14 protein-coding genes are annotated in these 18,319 nt (G+C 72.8%); 2 read left to right on the forward strand and 12 right to left on the reverse strand.

Annotated features, from left to right (window positions below; genetic code table 11):
* Positions 1-200: 200 nt before the first annotated feature.
* The 5 genes from IE136_RS26920 to IE136_RS26940 form a co-directional block, all read right to left on the reverse strand.
* A complete protein-coding gene (locus tag IE136_RS26920) occupies positions 201-1,559 on the reverse strand; it encodes a PAS domain-containing protein (protein WP_158989084.1) in 1,359 nt (452 codons plus the stop codon).
* Positions 1,560-2,023: 464 nt separating this feature from the next.
* Positions 2,024-5,248 carry an FG-GAP-like repeat-containing protein gene (locus IE136_RS26925; RefSeq protein WP_189601653.1) on the reverse strand — a complete coding sequence of 1,075 codons (3,225 nt, stop codon included), beginning with the start codon at positions 5,246-5,248 and terminating at the stop codon, positions 2,024-2,026.
* Between the two features lie 158 nt (positions 5,249-5,406).
* Positions 5,407-6,228 (reverse strand): ABC transporter permease, encoded by an 822-nt coding sequence (locus tag IE136_RS26930; RefSeq protein ID WP_189601654.1) that lies wholly within the window; start codon positions 6,226-6,228, stop codon positions 5,407-5,409.
* Complete coding sequence (locus tag IE136_RS26935; protein WP_189601655.1) at positions 6,225-7,217, reverse strand: ABC transporter ATP-binding protein; 993 nt, start codon at positions 7,215-7,217, stop codon at positions 6,225-6,227. Before IE136_RS26935 ends, IE136_RS26930 begins: the two co-directional genes overlap by 4 nt.
* A complete protein-coding gene (locus IE136_RS26940) occupies positions 7,217-8,020 on the reverse strand; it encodes an ABC transporter permease (protein WP_189601656.1) in 804 nt (267 codons plus the stop codon). The genes IE136_RS26935 and IE136_RS26940 overlap by 1 nt, the downstream gene beginning before the upstream one ends.
* A 138-nt stretch (positions 8,021-8,158) precedes the next feature.
* Here IE136_RS26940 and IE136_RS26945 point away from each other — a divergent pair, with 138 nt between their 5' ends.
* Complete coding sequence (locus tag IE136_RS26945) at positions 8,159-9,037, forward strand: winged helix-turn-helix transcriptional regulator (protein WP_189601657.1); 879 nt, start codon at positions 8,159-8,161, stop codon at positions 9,035-9,037.
* Here IE136_RS26945 and pdxH read toward each other — a convergent pair.
* Complete coding sequence (gene pdxH, locus IE136_RS26950; protein WP_229819222.1) at positions 9,029-9,661, reverse strand: pyridoxamine 5'-phosphate oxidase; 633 nt, start codon at positions 9,659-9,661, stop codon at positions 9,029-9,031. The two genes, IE136_RS26945 and pdxH, sit on opposite strands and share 9 nt — an antisense overlap.
* Positions 9,662-9,876: 215 nt before the next feature.
* On the opposite strand from pdxH, the gene IE136_RS26955 reads away from it, so the two are divergent.
* A complete protein-coding gene (locus IE136_RS26955) occupies positions 9,877-10,977 on the forward strand; it encodes a citrate synthase 2 (RefSeq protein WP_189601659.1) in 1,101 nt (366 codons plus the stop codon).
* Here IE136_RS26955 and IE136_RS26960 read toward each other — a convergent pair.
* The 6 genes from IE136_RS26960 to IE136_RS26985 form a co-directional block, all read right to left on the reverse strand.
* Positions 10,956-12,008: an isopenicillin N synthase family dioxygenase gene (locus IE136_RS26960; protein WP_158989070.1), complete on the reverse strand. Its 1,053-nt coding sequence runs from the start codon at positions 12,006-12,008 to the stop codon at positions 10,956-10,958. The genes IE136_RS26955 and IE136_RS26960 overlap by 22 nt on opposite strands.
* Before the next feature lie 240 nt (positions 12,009-12,248).
* Positions 12,249-12,836, reverse strand: coding sequence for a TetR/AcrR family transcriptional regulator (locus tag IE136_RS26965; protein WP_158989068.1), 588 nt, complete (start codon positions 12,834-12,836; stop codon positions 12,249-12,251).
* Positions 12,824-13,546, reverse strand: coding sequence for an enoyl-CoA hydratase family protein (locus IE136_RS26970; protein ID WP_189601660.1), 723 nt, complete (start codon positions 13,544-13,546; stop codon positions 12,824-12,826). Before IE136_RS26970 ends, IE136_RS26965 begins: the two co-directional genes overlap by 13 nt.
* On the reverse strand, positions 13,543-15,126 hold the full coding sequence (locus IE136_RS26975; RefSeq protein ID WP_189601661.1) for a 4-coumarate--CoA ligase family protein: 1,584 nt from the start codon (positions 15,124-15,126) through the stop codon (positions 13,543-13,545). The genes IE136_RS26970 and IE136_RS26975 overlap by 4 nt, the downstream gene beginning before the upstream one ends.
* Before the next feature lie 47 nt (positions 15,127-15,173).
* Positions 15,174-16,310 (reverse strand): acyl-CoA dehydrogenase family protein, encoded by a 1,137-nt coding sequence (locus IE136_RS26980; protein ID WP_189601662.1) that lies wholly within the window; start codon positions 16,308-16,310, stop codon positions 15,174-15,176.
* Positions 16,307-18,313, reverse strand: coding sequence for an acetyl/propionyl/methylcrotonyl-CoA carboxylase subunit alpha (locus IE136_RS26985; protein ID WP_189601663.1), 2,007 nt, complete (start codon positions 18,311-18,313; stop codon positions 16,307-16,309). The genes IE136_RS26980 and IE136_RS26985 overlap by 4 nt, the downstream gene beginning before the upstream one ends.
* Positions 18,314-18,319 lie beyond the last annotated feature (6 nt).

The raw sequence follows: 18,319 nt of genomic DNA on the forward strand, positions 1-18,319 counted from the left end.
AAGCACAGCCCGCTGGGCACCGGTCACCGACAACGGCGGAATCTTCGGACCCGGACGACTCATACCGAACCAACGACGAATCTCCGACTCAGGTCACTAGGTCGGGTCCGGAAGGTAGCGCCGTCTGCCCGCAGGGCAGGGCACGCGGCGAGCGTGCGGGCCAGGCGTCGCGGGGCCAGGCGGGACTTCACGGACACGGCCTAGGTCTCACTGGAGGGGACCCCCGCGCCGGCCAGGTCCAGGGACGCCGCCACCCGTGCCGCCACGGTGTCCGCGTACACCGCGTCCGGCCGCTCGAAGGCCGTACGGGACGCCGCGCGGAGGAAGGTCACGGCGCCCACCGTGCGGCCCCGGCTGCGCAGCGGAAGGCACAGCGCGTGGACGGCGTCGCGGGGCCAGTGGCGCTCCACGGCCCAGTCCTCGGCGCCGCGCGCCGTCGCGGCGGAGGCCGAGGCCCGCACCGGGCCCGTGCGGGAGACCGCCTGGAGGACCGGGTGGCCCGAGGGATAGCGCAGCGGAATGCCCCCGCCCGCGACCGGGACCACCGGGCCGGGGGCGCCGGCCGGGGTGGCCGCGACCCGGACGAGGCGCCGCTCCCCCGCCGCCAGGTCGAGCAGCGCGTGGTCGGCGAACCCGGCCAGCGCGAAGTCCAGCAGGACCGTCGCCGCCTCCATGGGGTCCTCGCACTCCGCCGCCGCCGCACCGGCCCGGTGCAACTGGCTGTACCGGAACCGCAGCCGGTCCGCCTCCTGCTCCGCGAGCCGCTCCTCCGTCACGTCCTGGAAGAGCCACCCCACGCCCAGCGGCACCGGCTCCTCCGCCAACGGCGACGACAGCCGCACGAAACCGCTGCGCCAGCAGCGCCGCCGCTCGCCCTCCGCGGTCCGCAGGGTCACCCACACCTCGGCGAGCGCCCGCGGCGCCCCCTCCGCCAGCACATGCTGGAGGGCGCCCTCCAGCTCCTCCACACCCTGGACGACCAACTCGCCGAGCGGCCGCCCGAGGAGAGTCGTACGGCCGGCGCCCATCGTCCGGGCGGCGTACCCGTTGACGACGGTGGGCCGCAGATCGACGTCGACCAGGACGACGCCCCAGGACGCGTCCTCGAACAGCGCCTCGCTGAGCGCGATCGACCGCTCCAGATCGATCTGCGCGTGCACCTCGCTGAACGCGCAGTACACCCCGGCCGGGGCGCCGTCCGGACCGCGCACGCCCGCCGACTGCGTCCGTACGAGCACCCTGCCGCCGTCCTTCCGCAGCAGGGCGAACTCGTGCACCAGCCGGCCGGGCGCCTCCATCGCCGCCATCAGCCGCGCCAGCGCCTCCGCCGCGTCGGCCCTGCGCGCCGCCCACCCCTCGAACCCGCTCCGCCCGACGGCCTCCTCGGCCGACCAGCCGAGGATCCGCTCGGCCTCGCGGTTCCAGTGGGTGACGGTCCCGTCCGCGTCGAAGGCGCAGAGCGCCGCGTCCATCCCGTCCAGCAACGCGGCGAGCAGATCCGCCCCGGGCCCCTGCCCGTCGGCCGCCCGCCGCGCGGTCTCGCTCGTGGAAGCACTCATCCCGGACCCCCTGTCAGGACGGTGTACGCGCGTGCATCCGCACGCCCCGCCCCCAATTCAACTGGAACGTGACGCACGACACACCCGCTTCAACGAAATCGTTGCGCCCCGGAAGCGCGCGGAACCCGTCTCATAAATCGCTTGAGCCCTCGCCGATCGCTTCTTAGGGTGGGGGCACACGTCGAAAGGAGGTGATCCGAAAACATGGTTTCTTTTCGGACTCGTGAGGTGACTGCGGGCTAAGGCCTGCTGTCGCACATCGTGCATCTCGGCAGGCTGTCTGCCGACAACAACGCAGTCACCCGACCCGTGGGCCGCCGGTAAGTCCGGCCGGCTCTCGTCCGAACTCGAGCGGACGGGACCAAGGCCCACGGGTCGTCCGCGTTCTCCCAGCTCCTGCGGCGTAAAGAAGTCCGCCGTCGGCGCGGCGACCGCGTCGACGGCGAACCTCCCTCACTTCGGCGTCAGAACAGGCCCTTGAATCCGTTCCAGCCCCCGGTGCCGATCAGCACCCGGCCGCCGTACGTACCGGCCCCCGTGGAGGCGTACCGCCACAGCTTCCCCGTGGTGTCCCGCGCCAGCAGATCGGCGCGCCCGTCACCGGACAGGTCACCGGTCGTGACGAGAGCGGAGTAACCGCCCCACCCGCCGCCGACCCGCACCCGCGCGGTCAGGCCGCCGGTGGAGGTTCCGTAGTACCGCCACAGCACACCGGCGGAGTCGACCCCGAGCAGGTCGCCACGCCCGTCCCCGTTCAGGTCCCCCGCCCCGACGATCCGCTTGTACAGCTTCCAGTTCGTCCCGATGCGCACCCGGGCCTTCAGCCGGTGATCGGCCGTACCGGCGTAGAAGTACAGGTCACCGGTGGATGCCTGGCGGGCCACCAGGTCGACGAACCCGTCGCCGTTGACATCGCCGGACGACGTCAGCTGGTCGTACTGCCCCCAGCCGGATCCGAGCAGCGTGTACGGCGACGAAGCGGTGACGGCCTTCCCGCACCCGGGCCGGTACGCCCGCAGCTGGTCCCCGACCCGCGCGAGCACGTCCCCGCACCGGTCGCCGTCGATGTCCCCGAAGGGCACGAGCACGGAGCCGGCGGCGAACGGGCTGCCGGTCCCGGCGATACGGGACGACAGGCCACCGGTCCCGGTGCCCCGGTACAGCGACACCGCCCCGGTCGTGTCCATCGCCAGCAGGTCGCCGAACCCGTCGTCGCCGGCCATGTCCCGCCACACGGCGGCACCGCCGGTCACCGGCACCGTCCCGAGGACGGAAAGGTCCGCCTGGACGCCGTCGGCGGGCTTCGCGGTCAGGGTCCAGGTGTAGGCCCCGTTCGGGACGTACTTCCCGCCCGCGTCCCTGCCGTCCCACGACGGCGCGACCAGGCCCCTGGCCTCCCCGCCGGAGAGGGTCCGCACGGTCTTCCCGGTCGCCTTGTTCTTCAGCGTCAGCGACCACGACGCCGCCGGCTTCGACAGCCACCAGCGCGGCTTCCAGACACCGGCCTTGATGTTCACGGCGGGCGTTTCGGCGTCGATGACGGCGATCCGGGAGGCCGGAACGCCCGACGGGACGATCCGCACCCGGCGGTCCTCGCCCGTGTAGGCGACGTGACCGCCGAAGCGGTCGACGGTCCACCCGGACCGGCGTGCGGTCCGGTCTCCGAGCTCAGCGGCGGTGGCGACCACTCGCTGGGGCAGGTCCGCCTCCTTTCCGCTGACCGGGAGGCCGTTGTGCAGGTCGACGAGGGTGAGGCCGACGGCGTCCGAGCGGCGGACCAGGTAGCCGTCGCCGAGGAGCGTGTGGTCGGCGCCCAGCCTCAGGGAGCGCTTCGTCTGCAGGTCGTGGACCCCGGCGCCCTTGAAGTCGTGGCCGTGGTCGCCGCACCGCCAGTACACCCAGCGGCCCACGGCCTGGAGATCGTTGGGAACGCAGCCCGCGTCGAAGGACTCGCCGGCGGCGCCCGTCGACAGGTTCTTCGCCGCCACCCAGGTCGACACGCCCGAGCTGGAGTCGTCCCACCGGCCGAGGGCGCTCCACAGCGTGTTGCCCCAGACGGAGGCCGCCACCGGCTGCCGCTTCAGGAGCACGCTCCCGGTGTCGGCGTCCTTGAAGTGGAGGACCGCCTGCTCACCGCCCCACGCCTGGTTCACGACACCGAACCGGCCGGAGAGGTCGACGAGCTGCGGGCTGCCGAGTCCGGAGGTGACCCTCGGGCCCCACGGGGCGGCGCCGTTCCGGTAGAGCATGGTGACGTCTTGCTCGGTCGCGGCCTTGCGGCCGTGATGGCCGTCGCCGCTCGCGAACATGGTCACGCAGGAGGTGCCGGAGGTGACGCCGCAGTCCTCGTCCCGGCCGGACACGACGCCGTCGACGGTCGAGTCCAGCTCCTCCGGACGGCCGGAGGTCTTCAGCCAGGTGCTCCGGTAGCCGCCGATGGTGGTGCCGGGGCTGTAGTGCTGCGAGTCGTCGGCCGTGGTGAGGACACCGCTGCCCAGCGAGATGCCGGCCGGCTCGGCCTCCCTGTCCGCTATGTCCGCGAGGCGCTTGCGGGTGACGGTGCCGTCCGCGGCGGGGGTGAAGAGGTAGTACCCCCATGCGAGTGCGCCGTAGGTGGTGCGCTCCTCCGCGCCGGCCACCAGGAGCGAGCCGTCGGGGGTGCGGTGCAGGGAGGTGGAGGCGACGGCCAGCAGGGACTTCAGGTACCTCCCGTCGAGGTCGCGCAGGGACAGCTCGTTGCCCCGGTACTCGTTGTCGCCCGGGTTCGGCCGGGACACGGTGACGAGACCGCCGGCGAAGGGCCGGACGGTGTCGTCGTAGGAGATGTCCCGCAGGTCGAGGGTGGCCGGCTCCGCGTCCAGGTCGTCCCGGCGGTACACCTGGGCGGCGTAGGACTCCGGGGCACCGTGGTGGTAGACGGTGTCCCGGTCGAAGGAGACGCTCTCGCCCTGCGTGGAGAGCGCCTTCACGCTCCCGGTGGCGAGGTCGACGACCCACCACCCCTGGGACATCGTGCTGTCCTCCCACTTGATGCCGCGGACGGCGACGGACCGGGCGTCGCCCTCACTGATGGAAAGGTTCCACCCCTCCGGCAGGCCCTCCAGTCTCCGGTCCCGCACCTCGCCGTTCTCCAGATGCAGGAGGTGCAGGCCGGTCACGGCGTTCTCGGCACCGGTCCGGGTGACGACGGTGTCGCCGTAGGTGGCGACGTACGTCTGGCCTTCCGGGATCTGGACCGTGGTGGACGGTCCGCCGCCCGCCCGCTGCTGGAGCGTCACGTGCGGGGTCGGGGTTTCCGCGTAGAGGGCGACGGTGTCGGAGCCGTGGCCGAAGTCCGCCGGGTACTGGGCGAAACGGAACTCGTCCACGTCGTACGCGAGCGGCTCGGGCAGCCGGTGGTCGAGGAGGGTGGTGGCACCGGTGGCGTAGTCGATCCAGCGGAGACGGTCGTCACCCTCCTGGGCGGTGAGGAAGCCGGTCTCGCCGGCGTTCAGGACGATGGTGGCGCGGGGCACGAAGCGTGCGCCCGGACTGATGACGACGGGATCGGCGGACGCACCGGGGGTCTCGGCGACGGCCGACCCCGTGGCGGTGCCGATTCCGGCGGTCACGGCGAGCGTGACGGTGAGAGCGATACGGCCGAGCGCGCGCTGGTGGCGCGTGGCCCGCCTGTTCAGCGGACGAATCACGAAGAAGTCCCTCCCCAGGGCAGTCGACGCAGGGGGGGGGCGCTCACGGAATCGCCGCTCGTCCCTGCGCGAGCAGGGCGACAGTAGCAGGAGGGATCTTCGCGTGACACCTGGTTTCGAACCTGTTCAAGGGCTGAAGGCGGTCCGGGTGGGAGCCTCTAGGCGAGGCCCAGTCTGCCCGTGCGCTGGGAGCGTGCCTCGCCCAGGCGCAGGATGAGCGCGGCCGCCGCCAGGAGGGTCGCGCTGAGCAGGAGGAGGGCCAGGAGGGTCGGGGCGAGCTCGGCGAGGGTGCGGTGTTCCAGGAGCGCGCCTCGCACCGCGATGAGGCTGCCCGTCAGGGGGAAGACCGCGCCCACGACCTGGATCGTCGCCGGCAGGGCGAAGTGCGGGAGGCGGACGCCCGAGACGAACCAGAGGGGTTCGTCGAGGATCGTGTAGAGGAAGGCGGAGTCGCGGGAGAAGACCAGCAGGCTGTTGAGGAACGCGCCCCACGCGGCGGCCGGGATCAGCAGCGCCAGGAAGACGATCCCGTACATCCACCAGGCCGAGACGGAGAGCGTGCCGAAGCCGGTCAGGGCGGCGACGGTGAAGCAGGTCAGCAGCCAGGCGTTCTGCAGGAGCGCCCCGGCGCCGTTGGCGAGCATGAGGGTGAGGCGGCCGGCCGGGGAGAGGAAGAGGAGTTCCAGGGTGCCGGTGGTGCGTTCGAAGGAGAGGTGCCAGGCCGACTGGACGAGGGAGAAGAAGAAGGCGTAGGCGAGGGTGCCGGTGGCCAGGAAGGCGAGGAGGCGGTCGGGGTCGGCGGCGAGCGGCCAGTTCGCGGCGGCCGGGGAGGCGGTGGCGACGGGGCGCAGGGTGTAGTAGGTGGTGGCCAGTTGGAGGACGGGCCAGACGAGCATCGAGAAGACGACGATGGGCTGGCCGAAGAGGCGTCGGTGCTGCTTGAGCGCTTCCGCCGCGAAGACCCGCAGGGCGTGGCTCATACGGTGGCCGCCTCGCGCGAGCCGTCCGCCAGGGCCAGGATCGCGTCCTCCAGGCTCGCCTCCGCGATCTCCAGTCCGCCGATCGAGCCGCCCGCCTCGACGATCGCCGCCGCGAGCGGGCCGGCCATGTCGTCCGGGTGGCGCAGGGTGATCAATTCGGCTCCCGTGGGGAGGAGTTCGAGGTCCGCGCCGAAGCGGGTGGCGACCGCCGCCGTGGCCGGGCTCGGGGTCGTCACCGTCAGGCGGATCGTACGGTGGGTTCCCGTCGCCGCCTTCAGTTCCGCCGGGCTGCCGGCGGCGAGGTGGCGGCCTGCCGAGATCACGTACACATGGCCGCAGAGTTCCTCGACCTCCGCGAGGTAGTGGGAGGTGAGGAGCACCCCCGTGCCCTCCTCGGCGAGGCGGGCCACGACGCGGCGCAGGTCGCGGGCGATGGGGGCGTCGAGGCCGAGCGTCGGTTCGTCGAGGAGCAGATAGGCGGGGCGGTTGACCAGCCCTCGGGCGATGGCGAGGCGCTGGGTCATGCCCCGGGAGTAGCGTTCGACCATGGTGTCGGCCACGTCCGTGAGGCCGACGAGGGCGAGCAGGTCGTCGATGCGGGGGCGTAGTTCCTTCTTCGGGACGTCGTAGAGCTGGCCGAAGTACCAGAGGTTCTCGCGTCCGGTCATGCGGGTGTAGACCATGCGCTCGCCGCCGGCGATGAGGTTGATGCGGCGGCGTACGGCCCGGGCGTCGGTGACGGTGTCGAGGCCGTCGACCGTGACGCGGCCCGAGGTGGGGCGCAGGAGGGTGGCGACGGTCTTGATGGTGGTGGTCTTCCCGGCGCCGTTGAGGCCGAGGAGGCCGGTGATGCGGCCGCGCGGGACGTCGAGGTCGAGGCCGTCGACGGCGCGCTTGACGCCACGGGGGCCGAAGATCCCCTTGTCCCGTACGGGGAACTCCTTGCGCAGGGCACGGACCTCGATGGCGGCCTTGACGGATGTCGTCATCAGTACGTCCTTTCGACGGCCCGGGCCTCGGCCCGTGGCAGGTAGAGCAGTCCGAGGAGGAGGTAGGCGGCGGTGAGCAGGGCGCAGACGCCCAGTCGCGGCAGGAGGTCGGGGAGCGACTGGCCCCCGGTGAACGCGCCGTGCAGGACGTCCATGGCCGAGGTGGTGGGGAGGAGTTCGGCGAACCACTGGGCCCACAGGGGCAGGTAGTCGCGGGGGAAGGTGAAGCCGCCGACCAGGCCGAGGACGATGAAGACGGTGTTCTGAGAGATGTGGGCCTCACCGGCGGCGATCATCAGGCCGCCGAGGCCGACCGAGAGCGCGAAGACGGCGGCGACCAGCGCGAGCGCGCCGAGCAGCGCGCCGGCGGCCGAGGAGACGGGGACGGAGACGCCGAGGGCGGCGATCACCAGACCGAGGGTGAGGAACTCGACGAGGCTGCTGAGGACGGCGAAGACGGTGAAGCCGAGGAGGTACGGGAAGCGGCCGGCGGGGGCGACGAGGAGGGCGCCGAGGGTGCCCTGGCGCTGTTCGGTGATCAGGGCCTTGGCGGACCAGAGGATGAGCCGGACGGTGAACTGGAAGGCGGTCGCGCCGACGACGACGTAGGCGAGGTAGGCGGTGGTGCCGCTGCCCTGCTGGAAGTCGGCGGCGACGGTGCCGCCGCCGATGGCGTGGTAGCCGAGGTAGGCGAGCGAGATGGCGAGCGCGGCGGGCAGGACGGTGCCGACGGCGTACGTCCACGGGTAGGCGCGGCGGGTCATCTGCCAGGTGCGCCAGGCGGTCGCCCAGGCGATGGGCATGGAAGTGGTCCCCTCCCCCGAGGAATAGTGAGTTTCCTTTGGGAACTTGTGATGGCCGAGTAAGTTTCTATCGGGAACTCAGTCGATGGCGCAAGATGGGACGGCCCACCGAAGCGCCCCCGACCACTGGAGGAGACCATGGCCCGAGCCGTGCCCGAGCGCGACGCCGCCTGTGCGATCGCCCAGGCCGCCGCCGTCGTCGGCGACTGGTGGAGCCTGCTGCTCGTACGGGAGACGGCGCGAGGCCGGCACCGCTTCGACGAGCTCCAGCGCGAACTCGACATCTCCCGCAAGGTCCTCACCGAGCGGCTGAACCACCTGGTCGACAGCGGCGTCCTGGACAAGGTGCCGTACCAGGAGGGGCCGGTGCGGTACGAGTACCGGCTCAGCGCGACGGGCCGCGCCCTGCTCCCCGTCCTGGTCTCGATGCAGGACTGGGCCGACCGCTGGCTGCTCGGCGACGGCACCCTCACCGCCTCGGCCGACGAGCACAGCGCCGAGGCCCGCCGCCTCCACGGCCTGCCCGGGACCCGGCTGCCCCGGCTGACCCTGCCCGCGCACACGGGCGAGGAGCAGGACCCGGTCGATCCGGGCGCCGCCGCCACCGTGCTCTTCTGCTACCCGGCGACCGGGCGGCCGAGCCCGCTGCCGGACGGCTGGAACGACATCCCCGGCACGGTCGGCTGCACGCTGGAGAACCGGCTGTTCAGGGACGCGTACGACAGGTTCACGGCGGCCGGGGTCGCGGTCCGCGGTGTCTCGACCCAGCGGCCCGACGAACAGCGGGCCTTCGCCGCCGCCGAGGAGATCCCCTTCCCGCTGCTCTCCGACATGGACGCGCGGCTCGCGGCGGCGCTGCGGCTGCCGACCTTCCGGGCCGGGCAGGCGCTCCGGCTCAAGCGGGCGGTCGTCGTCGTCGACCGGGAGCGGACCGTACGGCACACGCAGTTCCCGGTCACGGACATTCCGCACGCGGTCGAGACGGCGCTGGCGGAGGCGATCAGCGCCTCACGGTGAGAGGCGCTCCACCCGCCAGTCGTCCCCCGCGCCCTCCCGCACGTACCGGAGCCGGTCGTGCAGCCGGTTCTCGTGGCCCTGCCAGAACTCCACCGTCTCCGGCACCACCCGGAAGCCGCCCCACTCCGGCGGCACCGGAACCTGCTCGCCCTCGGGATAGCGCGCCGCCAACTCCTCGTACCGGGCGAGGAGTTCCTCCCGGGATCCGATCACCGAGGACTGGTGGCTCGCCCATGCACCGAGCTGCGAGCCGTGCGGCCGGGTGCGGAAGTACGCGACCGTCTCGTCACGGCCGGTACGGGCCGCCCGGCCCGTGACGATGACCTGGCGGGCCAGCGGATGCCAGGGGAAGAGCAGCGAGAGGTACGGATTGGCCGCCAGCTCGCCGCCCTTGCGGGAGCCGTAGTTCGTGTAGAAGACGAACCCCGCCTCGTCGTAGTGCTTGAGCAGCACCGTCCGGGAGGACGGCCGGCCGTCGGGAGTGGCCGTCGAGACGACCATCGCGTTCGGCTCGTGGATCGCCGGGTTGGTGGCGGTCTCCTTGAACCAGCGCGTGAACTGTTCGATCGGTTCGGGGGCGAGGTCCGCCACGGTCAGCCGCGGGGTCCGGTACTGCTCGCGCATGTCGGCGGGATCGAGAGCGTCGGTCACAGGGCCATCCTGCCGCAGCGGGCGAGTGTGCCCGGCACCCCGTGCCGCTAACCCTCTCTCGCCGGATCGGCGGAGTGTGCCGGATGTCACGCTTCCCCGCATCATCGGAACCGTACAGACTCTTGGGCTGGATGACTGTTACTTCCCGACCAAGCCGGATGATTGATCATCGATAGAGGAGCCGCCTGATGTCCGACTTCGTACCCGGACTCGAGGGAGTCGTCGCGTTCGAAACGGAGATCGCCGAACCGGACAAGGAGGGCGGCGCGCTCCGGTACCGCGGCGTCGACATCGAGGATCTGGTCGGCCAGGTCTCGTTCGGCAACGTGTGGGGCCTGCTGGTCGACGGGGCGTTCAACCCCGGCCTGCCGCCGGCCGAACCGTTCCCGATCCCGGTGCACTCCGGTGACATCCGGGTCGACGTCCAGTCCGCGCTCGCCATGCTCGCGCCGGTGTGGGGCCTCAAACCGCTCCTCGACATCGACATCGAGCAGGCCCGCGACGACCTCGCCCGGGCCGCCGTCATGGCGCTGTCGTACGTCGCCCAGTCGGCGCGCGGCCAGGGCCTGCCGATGGTGCCGCAGAGCGAGATCGACAAGGCGCAGTCCGTCGTCGAGCGGTTCATGATCCGCTGGCGCGGCGAGCCCGACCCCAAGCACGTCAAGGCCGTCGACGCGTACTGGACCTCGGCCGCCGAGCACGGCATGAACGCCTCCACGTTCACCGCGCGCGTCATCGCCTCGACGGGCGCCGACGTGGCGGCGGCGCTGAGCGGCGCCGTGGGCGCCATGTCCGGGCCGCTGCACGGCGGCGCTCCGTCCCGCGTCCTCGGCATGATCGAGGAGATCGAGCGGACCGGCGACGCGGTGGGATACGTGAAGAAGGCCCTTGACCAGGGTGAGCGCCTGATGGGCTTCGGCCACCGCGTCTACCGCGCCGAGGACCCGCGCGCCCGCGTCCTGCGCCGTACGGCCAAGGAGCTGGCCGCGCCGCGCTTCGAGGTCGCGGAGGCGCTGGAGAAGGCGGCCCTGGAGGAGCTGCACAACCGCCGCCCGGACCGCGTCCTGGCGACGAACGTGGAGTTCTGGGCCGCGATCGTGCTGGACTTCGCCGAGGTTCCGGCGCACATGTTCACGTCGATGTTCAGCTGTGCCCGTACGGCGGGCTGGTCGGCGCACATCCTGGAGCAGAAGCGCACGGGCCGGCTGGTGCGGCCGTCGGCGCGGTACATCGGCCCCGGCCGGCGCGACGTCCAGGAGATCGAGGGTTACCGCGACATCGCGGGCTGACCGGGCCGGCCGCCCCGCCCTTCGGGGTTCAGCAGCAGGTCCGCGTGGTGGCGGGCCGCGACCAGCGGGTGGGCGCGGAGCTTGCCCTTCAGCTCGTTACGGCCGTACTCGGCGAACAGCGGGTTCGCCGGGTCGGCCGTGACGCCGGGCGCCGTCCCGGCGTACGGGAAGGCCAGCGGTTCGATGCGGGCGTCGAGCCGGGGGTTGTAGAAGAACGGGACGGAGTAGCGCTCCGTCGCCCCGGGCGGGGAGACCACCCGGTGGTTGGTGGCGCGGAGATAGCCGTTCGTCGCCACTTCGAGGAGCTCGCCGAGGTTGACGACGAACGCGCCGGGCAGCGGTGGCACGTCGTGGAAGGCGCCGTCCTCGCGCTCGACCTGGAGGCCGCCGACGTGGTCCTGCAGGAGCAGGGTGAGGAAGCCGTAGTCCTTGTGGGCGCCGACGCCCTGGTCGGCACCGTCGCCCGCGCTTCCGGGGTAGCGGACCAGCTTGAGGTGCGGGTGGGCGTGAGCGCCGAAGATGTCGTCGTAGAAGTCGGCGGGGGCGCCGATGGAGACGAGCAGCTCGTGCAGCAGCCGCTCGGCGACCCCGCTGAGGCGCTCGACCCAGTTCAGGGCGGCGAGGCGGAGCTCGGGGAGCGCCGCGGGCCACTGGTTGGGGCCCTGGAGCCACCAGTACGGGGGCTCGCCGGGGCCGGGCACGTGCGCGGGGCGTTCGGCGCCGATGTCGAGCTGGTCACGCCAGTCGCGGGCGCCGCCGGTGCGCTCGTCGCCGGTGCGGGTGTAGCCGCGGAAGTGCGGCGAGTTGATGTTGTCGATGGCGAGCCGGTCGGCCTCGGGCAGCGCGAAGAAGGCGCGCATGGCGGAGGTGAGCGCCTGGGTCTCGGCCTCGGAGACGCCGTGCCCGATCAGCTGGAAGAAGCCGACGTCGTGGGCGGCGGAGTGCAGCTGGGCGTGGAGGAGGCGCCGGGCCTGGGGGCCGCGGTCGGCGGCGGCGAGGTCGACGATGGGGAGCTGTGACGTGTAGGTCATGGTGTGCGTCCGCGTGGGGTGTACGGGGGCCCGGTGGATGCCGGCGGGGTCTCCGCCGGACGACCGGGGTGGGTGGGCGTCGGGGTCAGGCCGAGGGCCGACAGCCCATGGTCGTGACGCGGAGGAAGTCCACGTGACGACGGCGTACGAGCGAAAGCATGCGACCAGCGTACTGCGGGGAACGGCCCGTGTATGTGTCCCGGGTCACGACGCCCTCCCGCCCCGCGCTTGGGTGAGCGGTCAGCCCAGGGCCTCGTCCACCAGGGCGGCCCATTGGGCGACGACCCTGTCGCGGCGGGTTCGGTCGTCCGTCAGGAGGGTGGCCAGGCCCAGGCCGCGGGCCATGTCCAGGAGGCCCTGGACCGTTTCACGGACGCCGGGCAGGGACTCGTCGGCGCGGAGGAGTTCCACCGCGATGCGGTGGGACTCGCGGCCGACGCGGGCCTCCAGTTCGGTGACCGGACCGCGCAGCTGCTCCTCGTTCGAGGCGGCGACCCACAGGTGGAGCGCCGCGCGGAACAGCGGGCCCGTGTAGAGGTCGACCAGGGCGGCGACGACCTCGCCACGGTTCTCGGCCGGCAGGGCGCGCAGCGCCTGGGAGCGTTCCTCGGCGACGTACTCGACCGCCGCCGTGAAGAGGGCCTCCCGGGTCGGGAAGTGGTGCTGGGCCGCCCCGCGCGAGACCCCGGCGCGCTCGGCGACCACGGAGACGGTGGAGCCCGCCCAGCCGTGTTCGGCCAGGCAGGACACCGCCGCTTCCAGGAGCCGCTGCCGGGTGGCGCGGCTCCTGTCCTGCTGGGGCTGTTTCGGTGGGCTCACCACACCCATTCGGGGTCCCGTCGTTCGAGGAAGGCCGTCATCCCTTCGCGCGCCTCCGCGGAGGCGAACAGCGACGCGGACCGCTGCACCAGCTCCTCCGCGTCCCGTTCGAAGGTCTCCAGGACTTTAGCCGTGACCAGGCGCTTGGACTCGGCCAGGCCCTGCGGCGAGCCCTTGCGCAGCCCGTCGAGGATGTCGTCCAGGGCGTCGTCCCCGGCGGTCACCAGGCCCATGCGCAGGGCCTCCGGCACCCCGAAGCGCTCGCCCGTCAGGTAGTACCGGGCCGCCGCCCTCGGCTCCAGCTTCGGCAGCAGCGTCAGCGAGACGACCGCAGCGGCGACCCCGATCCGCACCTCCGTCAGGGCGAAGTCCGACTCCGGGGACGCCACCACCACGTCACAGGCGCCGAGCAGTCCGAGGCCGCCCGCCCGTGCGTGGCCCCGCACCACCCCCACCACCGGTTTCGGCAGCTCCACGATCTGCCGCAGCAGCGCCACGAAGGAGTACGGGTTGGGCGGTGCCTTCAGGTCGGCGCCCGCGCTGAAGGTGGAGCCGGAGTGGGTCAGCACCACCGCCCGTACGCCCTGATCCTTCGCGCACGCCGTCAGCGCCTCGGCGAGGTCGGCGACCAGCGACGCCGACAGCGCGTTGCGGTTGCCGGGTGCGTCCAGGGTCAGGGTGGTGACGCCGCGTTCGCCGGCGACGGAGACCTGGGTCATGAGTTCTCTCGCTCCCTCAGTTCGCGGCGCAGGATCTTCCCCGACGCCGCCCTCGGCACCCCGTCGACGAACTCCACGCGCCGGATCTTCTTGTACGGGGCAACATGCCCGGCCACGAAGCCGATGATGTCGTCGGCGGAAAGGTCGGCCGCGTGCGGCTGGCGGACGACGTACGCCTTCGGGACCTCGTTGCCGTCCTCGTCGTACACGCCGATCACCGCCGCGTCGGCCACGCCCTCGTGGGTGAGGAGCAGCGCTTCGAGCTCGGCGGGAGCGACCTGGAAGCCCTTGTACTTGATGAATTCCTTGACCCGGTCGACGACGAAGAGCCAGCCGTTCTCGTCGACCCGGCCGATGTCGCCCGTGTGCACCCAGCCGTCGGTGTCGATCATGGCGGCGGTGGCGTCGGGGCGGCCGAGGTACCCCTTCATGACCTGCGGGCCCCGGATGGCGACCTCGCCCTCCGTGCCGGGTTCGGCGTCCCGCGCGGGGTCGTCGAGGGACAGGATCCGCATCTCGGTGGAGGGCAGGAGCTTGCCGACGGCGCCGGGCGGGGGGTTCACCGCGTCGAGCGGGACGACGTGGGTGCCCGGGGACAGCTCCGTCATGCCGTACGCCTGGCGGACCGGCGGCAGTTTGAGCCGGGCCGAGCAGGCCTCGGCGAGGGAGGCGTCGAGCGGGGCGGCGGCGCTGACGATGTACTCCAGGGAGGACAGGTCGTAGTCGGCGACCGCCGGGTGCTTGGCGAGCGCGAGGACGATCGGCGGCGCCACGTACAGGCCGTTGATGCGGTGCTTCTCGATGGCGGCGAGGAACTGGTCGAGCTCGAAGCGGGGCAGGACGACGACGGTGGCGCCCTGCCGCAGCGGGGCGTTCATCAGGGCGGTGAGCCCATAGATGTGGAAGAAGGGCAGGACGGCGAGGATGCGGTCGCCGGGGCCCATGGGGATGAAGGGTTCGAGCTGGGCGAGGTTGGTGGCGATCGAGGTGTGGGTGAGCATCACGCCCTTGGGGACGCCGGTGGTGCCGGAGGAGTACGGCAGGGCGGCGATGTCCTCGTCGGGGTCGATGTCCACGAACGGCTCGGGAGTGGTCGTCGCCAGCATGGCCTGGAGGGAGAGGTGTCCCTCGGCCCGGTCCGCCTGGTCGCAGACGAGGATCTCCTCGATGCCGCCGGCGAGTTCGGCGGCCCGGCGGGCGGCCCCGAGCAGCGGGGAGACGGTGACGATCCAGCGCGCGGAGGAGTCGCGGAGCTGCTTGGCGAACTCCTCCGGCGTGGCCAGCGGGTGGACCGTGGTGACGGACGCGCCGGCGCGGGTGGCGGCGTAGAACGCGACAGGGAAGAGCACGGTGTTGGGGCTGTGCAGGGCGAGGACGTCGCCCTTGCGGACACCTGCCTCGGCGAGCCCGGCGGCGATCCGCCGGTGGAACGTGTCGACCTGGGCGTACGTGAGGGTCAGGTCGCCGGTCCCGTCGATGAGGGCCGGGGCGTCACCGTGTTCGGCGGCCCGGCCGAGGACGGCCTCGTGGATGGGGAGGGAGACGGCCGGGACGGGCTCGTACTCGCTGTGGAACACCATGCGTGGCCCCCTGGAGAGGTGGAAGGTGAGCGCCAGGATCGCGCGGCTCAGTACGACTTGGGGAGCCCCAGGGACTGGTGCGATACGTAGTTGAGGATCATTTCGCGGCTGACGGGGGCGATCCGGGCCACGCGGGAGGCCGTGACGAGCCGGGCGAGGCCGAACTCGCGGGTGAGGCCGTTGCCGCCGAGGGTGTGGACGGACTGGTCGACGGCCTTCACGCAGGCCTCGGCGGCGGCGTACTTGGCCATGTTGGCGGCCTCGCCCGCACCGATGTCGTCTCCGGCGTCGTAGAGGTGGGCGGCCTTCTGCATCATGAGCCTGGCCAGTTCCAGCTCGATGTGGGCCTGGGCGAGAGGGTGGGCGATGGCCTGGTGGGCGCCGATGGGGGTCTTCCAGACCTGGCGTTCCCTGGCGTAGTCGACGGCTTTGGCGAGCGCGTACCGTCCCATGCCGATCGCGAAGGCGGCCGTCATGATCCGCTCGGGGTTGAGCCCGGCGAACAGCTGGAGCAGGCCCGCGTCCTCGTCGCCGACGAGGGCGTCGGCGGGGAGGTGGACGTCGTCGAGGGTGAGCTCGAACTGCTTCTCGTGGGCGTCGAGTTCCATCTCGATGTGGCGGCGCCCGAAGCCCGGGGCGTCGCGGGGGACCACGAAGAGACAGGGCTTGAGGTTGCCGGTGCGGGCATCGGAGGCGCGGCCGACGATCAGGGTCGCGTCGGCGATGTCGACGCCCGAGACGAAGACCTTCCGCCCGTTGAGCACCCAGCCCGCTTCGGTCCTCGTGGCGGTGGTCGTGATGCGGTGGGAGTTCGAGCCGGCGTCGGGCTCGGTGATGCCGAAGGCCATCGTGCGGGAGCCGTCCGCGAGACCGGGCAGCCAGGCCGCCTTCTGCTCGTCGGTGCCGAACCGGGCGATGACCGTGCCGCAGATGGCGGGCGAGACGACCATCATGAGGAGCGGGGCCCCGGCCGCGCCGGCCTCCTCCAGGACGATGGAGAGTTCGGCCATGCCGCCGCCTCCGCCGCCGTACTCCTCCGGAAGGTTCACGCCCAGGTAGCCGAGCTTGCCGGCCTCGGCCCACAGGGCGGCCCGGTCGAAGCCGGGGCCGTGACGCCGGCCGAGCGCGGAGACGGCGGAACGCAGCGCGGTGTGCTCGGGGGATTCGACGACGGTGCCGGTCATTTCTGGTCCTCCTGTGCATCGGTCGGTACGGCCTGTACGACGGCGAGCAGGGCGCCGACCTCGACCTGGCGGCCGGGGGCGGCGTGGAGCGCGGTGAGCGTGCCGGAGGCGGGGGCGGTGACGCGGTGCTCCATCTTCATGGCCTCCAGCCAGAGGAGCGGCTGCCCGGCGGTGACCGGGTCGCCGACCGCGAGGCCCTCGGCGACCCGGACGACGGTGCCGGGCATGGGGGCGAGGAGCGATCCGGGCGCGGCCTGGTCGCGGGGGTCGGGGAAGCGGGGGCGTGCGGTGAGGCGATGGGGGCCGACGTACGCGGTGTCGCCGTGGCGGGCGACCTCGAAGTCCCGTACGACTCCGTCGACTTCGAGGCGGACATGGTGCGGGGTGACGGTCACGGGGCGGACGCCTTCGGGGGCGGTGACGGTGTAGCCGCCGTCGCGGGTGGGGCGGTAGCGCACCTCGTGCTCGCCGTACGTCCGCACCTGGTCCTGGGAGCGGACGTTCCGCCAGCCGCCTCCGAACCGGCCCGCGTTCGCGGCCGCCGCCGCGAGCGCGGCGGCGACGGCGGCGTACGCCTCGCCGGGGAGCGGTGCGACGAGATCCGGCAGGTTCCGGTCGTAGAACCCGGTGTCCAGGCTCTCCGGCCGGGTGAACTCCTCGTGCCGCAGCGAGGCGACGAGGAGGTCCCGGTTGGTGACGGGCCCGTGGATGCGGGCCCGCGCCAGCGCGTGGGCGAGCTTGCGGACGGCCTCGGCGCGGGTGGGGGCGTGGGCGACGACCTTGGCGAGCATCGCGTCGTAGTGGACGCCGATGGTGTCCCCCGAGGCGTAGCCGGTGTCGACGCGGAGCGACGCCGCGCCGCCCGCGTGAAGCCGCGGGTCGTCCGCCGGCGGGCTGCCGGCACCGGCCGTCGGCGCACCCCGGGCCGCGCCGCCCGCGTGAAGCCGCGGGCCCCGGGAGACCCGGAGGACGCCGTCCCCCGGGAACTCCAGGGTGTGCAGGACGCCCGTCTGGGGGGACCAGGACCGGGAAGGGTCCTCGGCGTAGAGGCGGGCCTCCACGGCGTGCCCGTGCGGGCGCGGGGGCTCGGGCGGGAGGGGGGTGCCCTCGGCCACGGAGAGCTGGAGGGCGACCAGGTCCAGGCCGAAGACCGCCTCGGTCACCGGGTGCTCGACCTGGAGGCGGGTGTTCATCTCCAGGAAGTGCGCCCGTCCGTCCGCGACGAGGAACTCGACCGTGCCCGCGCCGACGTAACCGACGGCCTTCGCCGCCGCGACCGACCGCTCGCCCAACTCGGCGCGCAGCGCGGGCGGCAGTCCCGGCGCCGGGGCCTCCTCGATCACCTTCTGGTGGCGGCGCTGGAGCGAGCAGTCGCGGGTGCCGAGCGCCCACACCGTCCCCTGCCCGTCGGCCAGGATCTGGACCTCCACGTGCCGGCCGTTCTCGACGTACGGCTCGACGAACACCTCGCCGTCCCCGAACGCGCTCGCCGCCTCCGCCGAGGCGGCCGCAAGCTCCCCCGGGAGCGCGGCCAGGTCGCGGACGATCCGCATGCCCCGGCCGCCGCCGCCCGCCGCCGCCTTGACCAGGACCGGCAGGTCCGCCTCGCCGACGTCCGTGAGCGGGGCGATGCCCAGCAGTTCCTTCGCCCGCGTCTTCGACGCCATCGCCTCGATCGCGCCCGGCGGCGGGCCGATCCACACCAGGCCCGCCTCCTCGACGGCCCGCGCGAAATCGGCGTTCTCGGAGAGGAAGCCGTAGCCGGGGTGGACGGCGTCGGCGCCCGCGGCCAGCGCCGCCTTCACGATCAGGTCGCCGCGCAGGTACGTCTCCGCAGGGGCGGACCCCGGCAGCCGGACGGCCGCGTCCGCCTCCCGTACGTGCAGGGCGGAGGCGTCCCCGTCCGAGTACACCGCGACCGTCGTGATGCCCAGCTCACGGCAGGTGCGGAACACCCGGCAGGCGATCTCGCCGCGGTTCGCGACCAGCACAGTCGAAATCATGGGATG

The sequence above is a fragment of the Streptomyces lateritius genome, from assembly GCF_014649715.1.
GTDB classification, from domain to species: domain Bacteria; phylum Actinomycetota; class Actinomycetes; order Streptomycetales; family Streptomycetaceae; genus Streptomyces; species Streptomyces lateritius.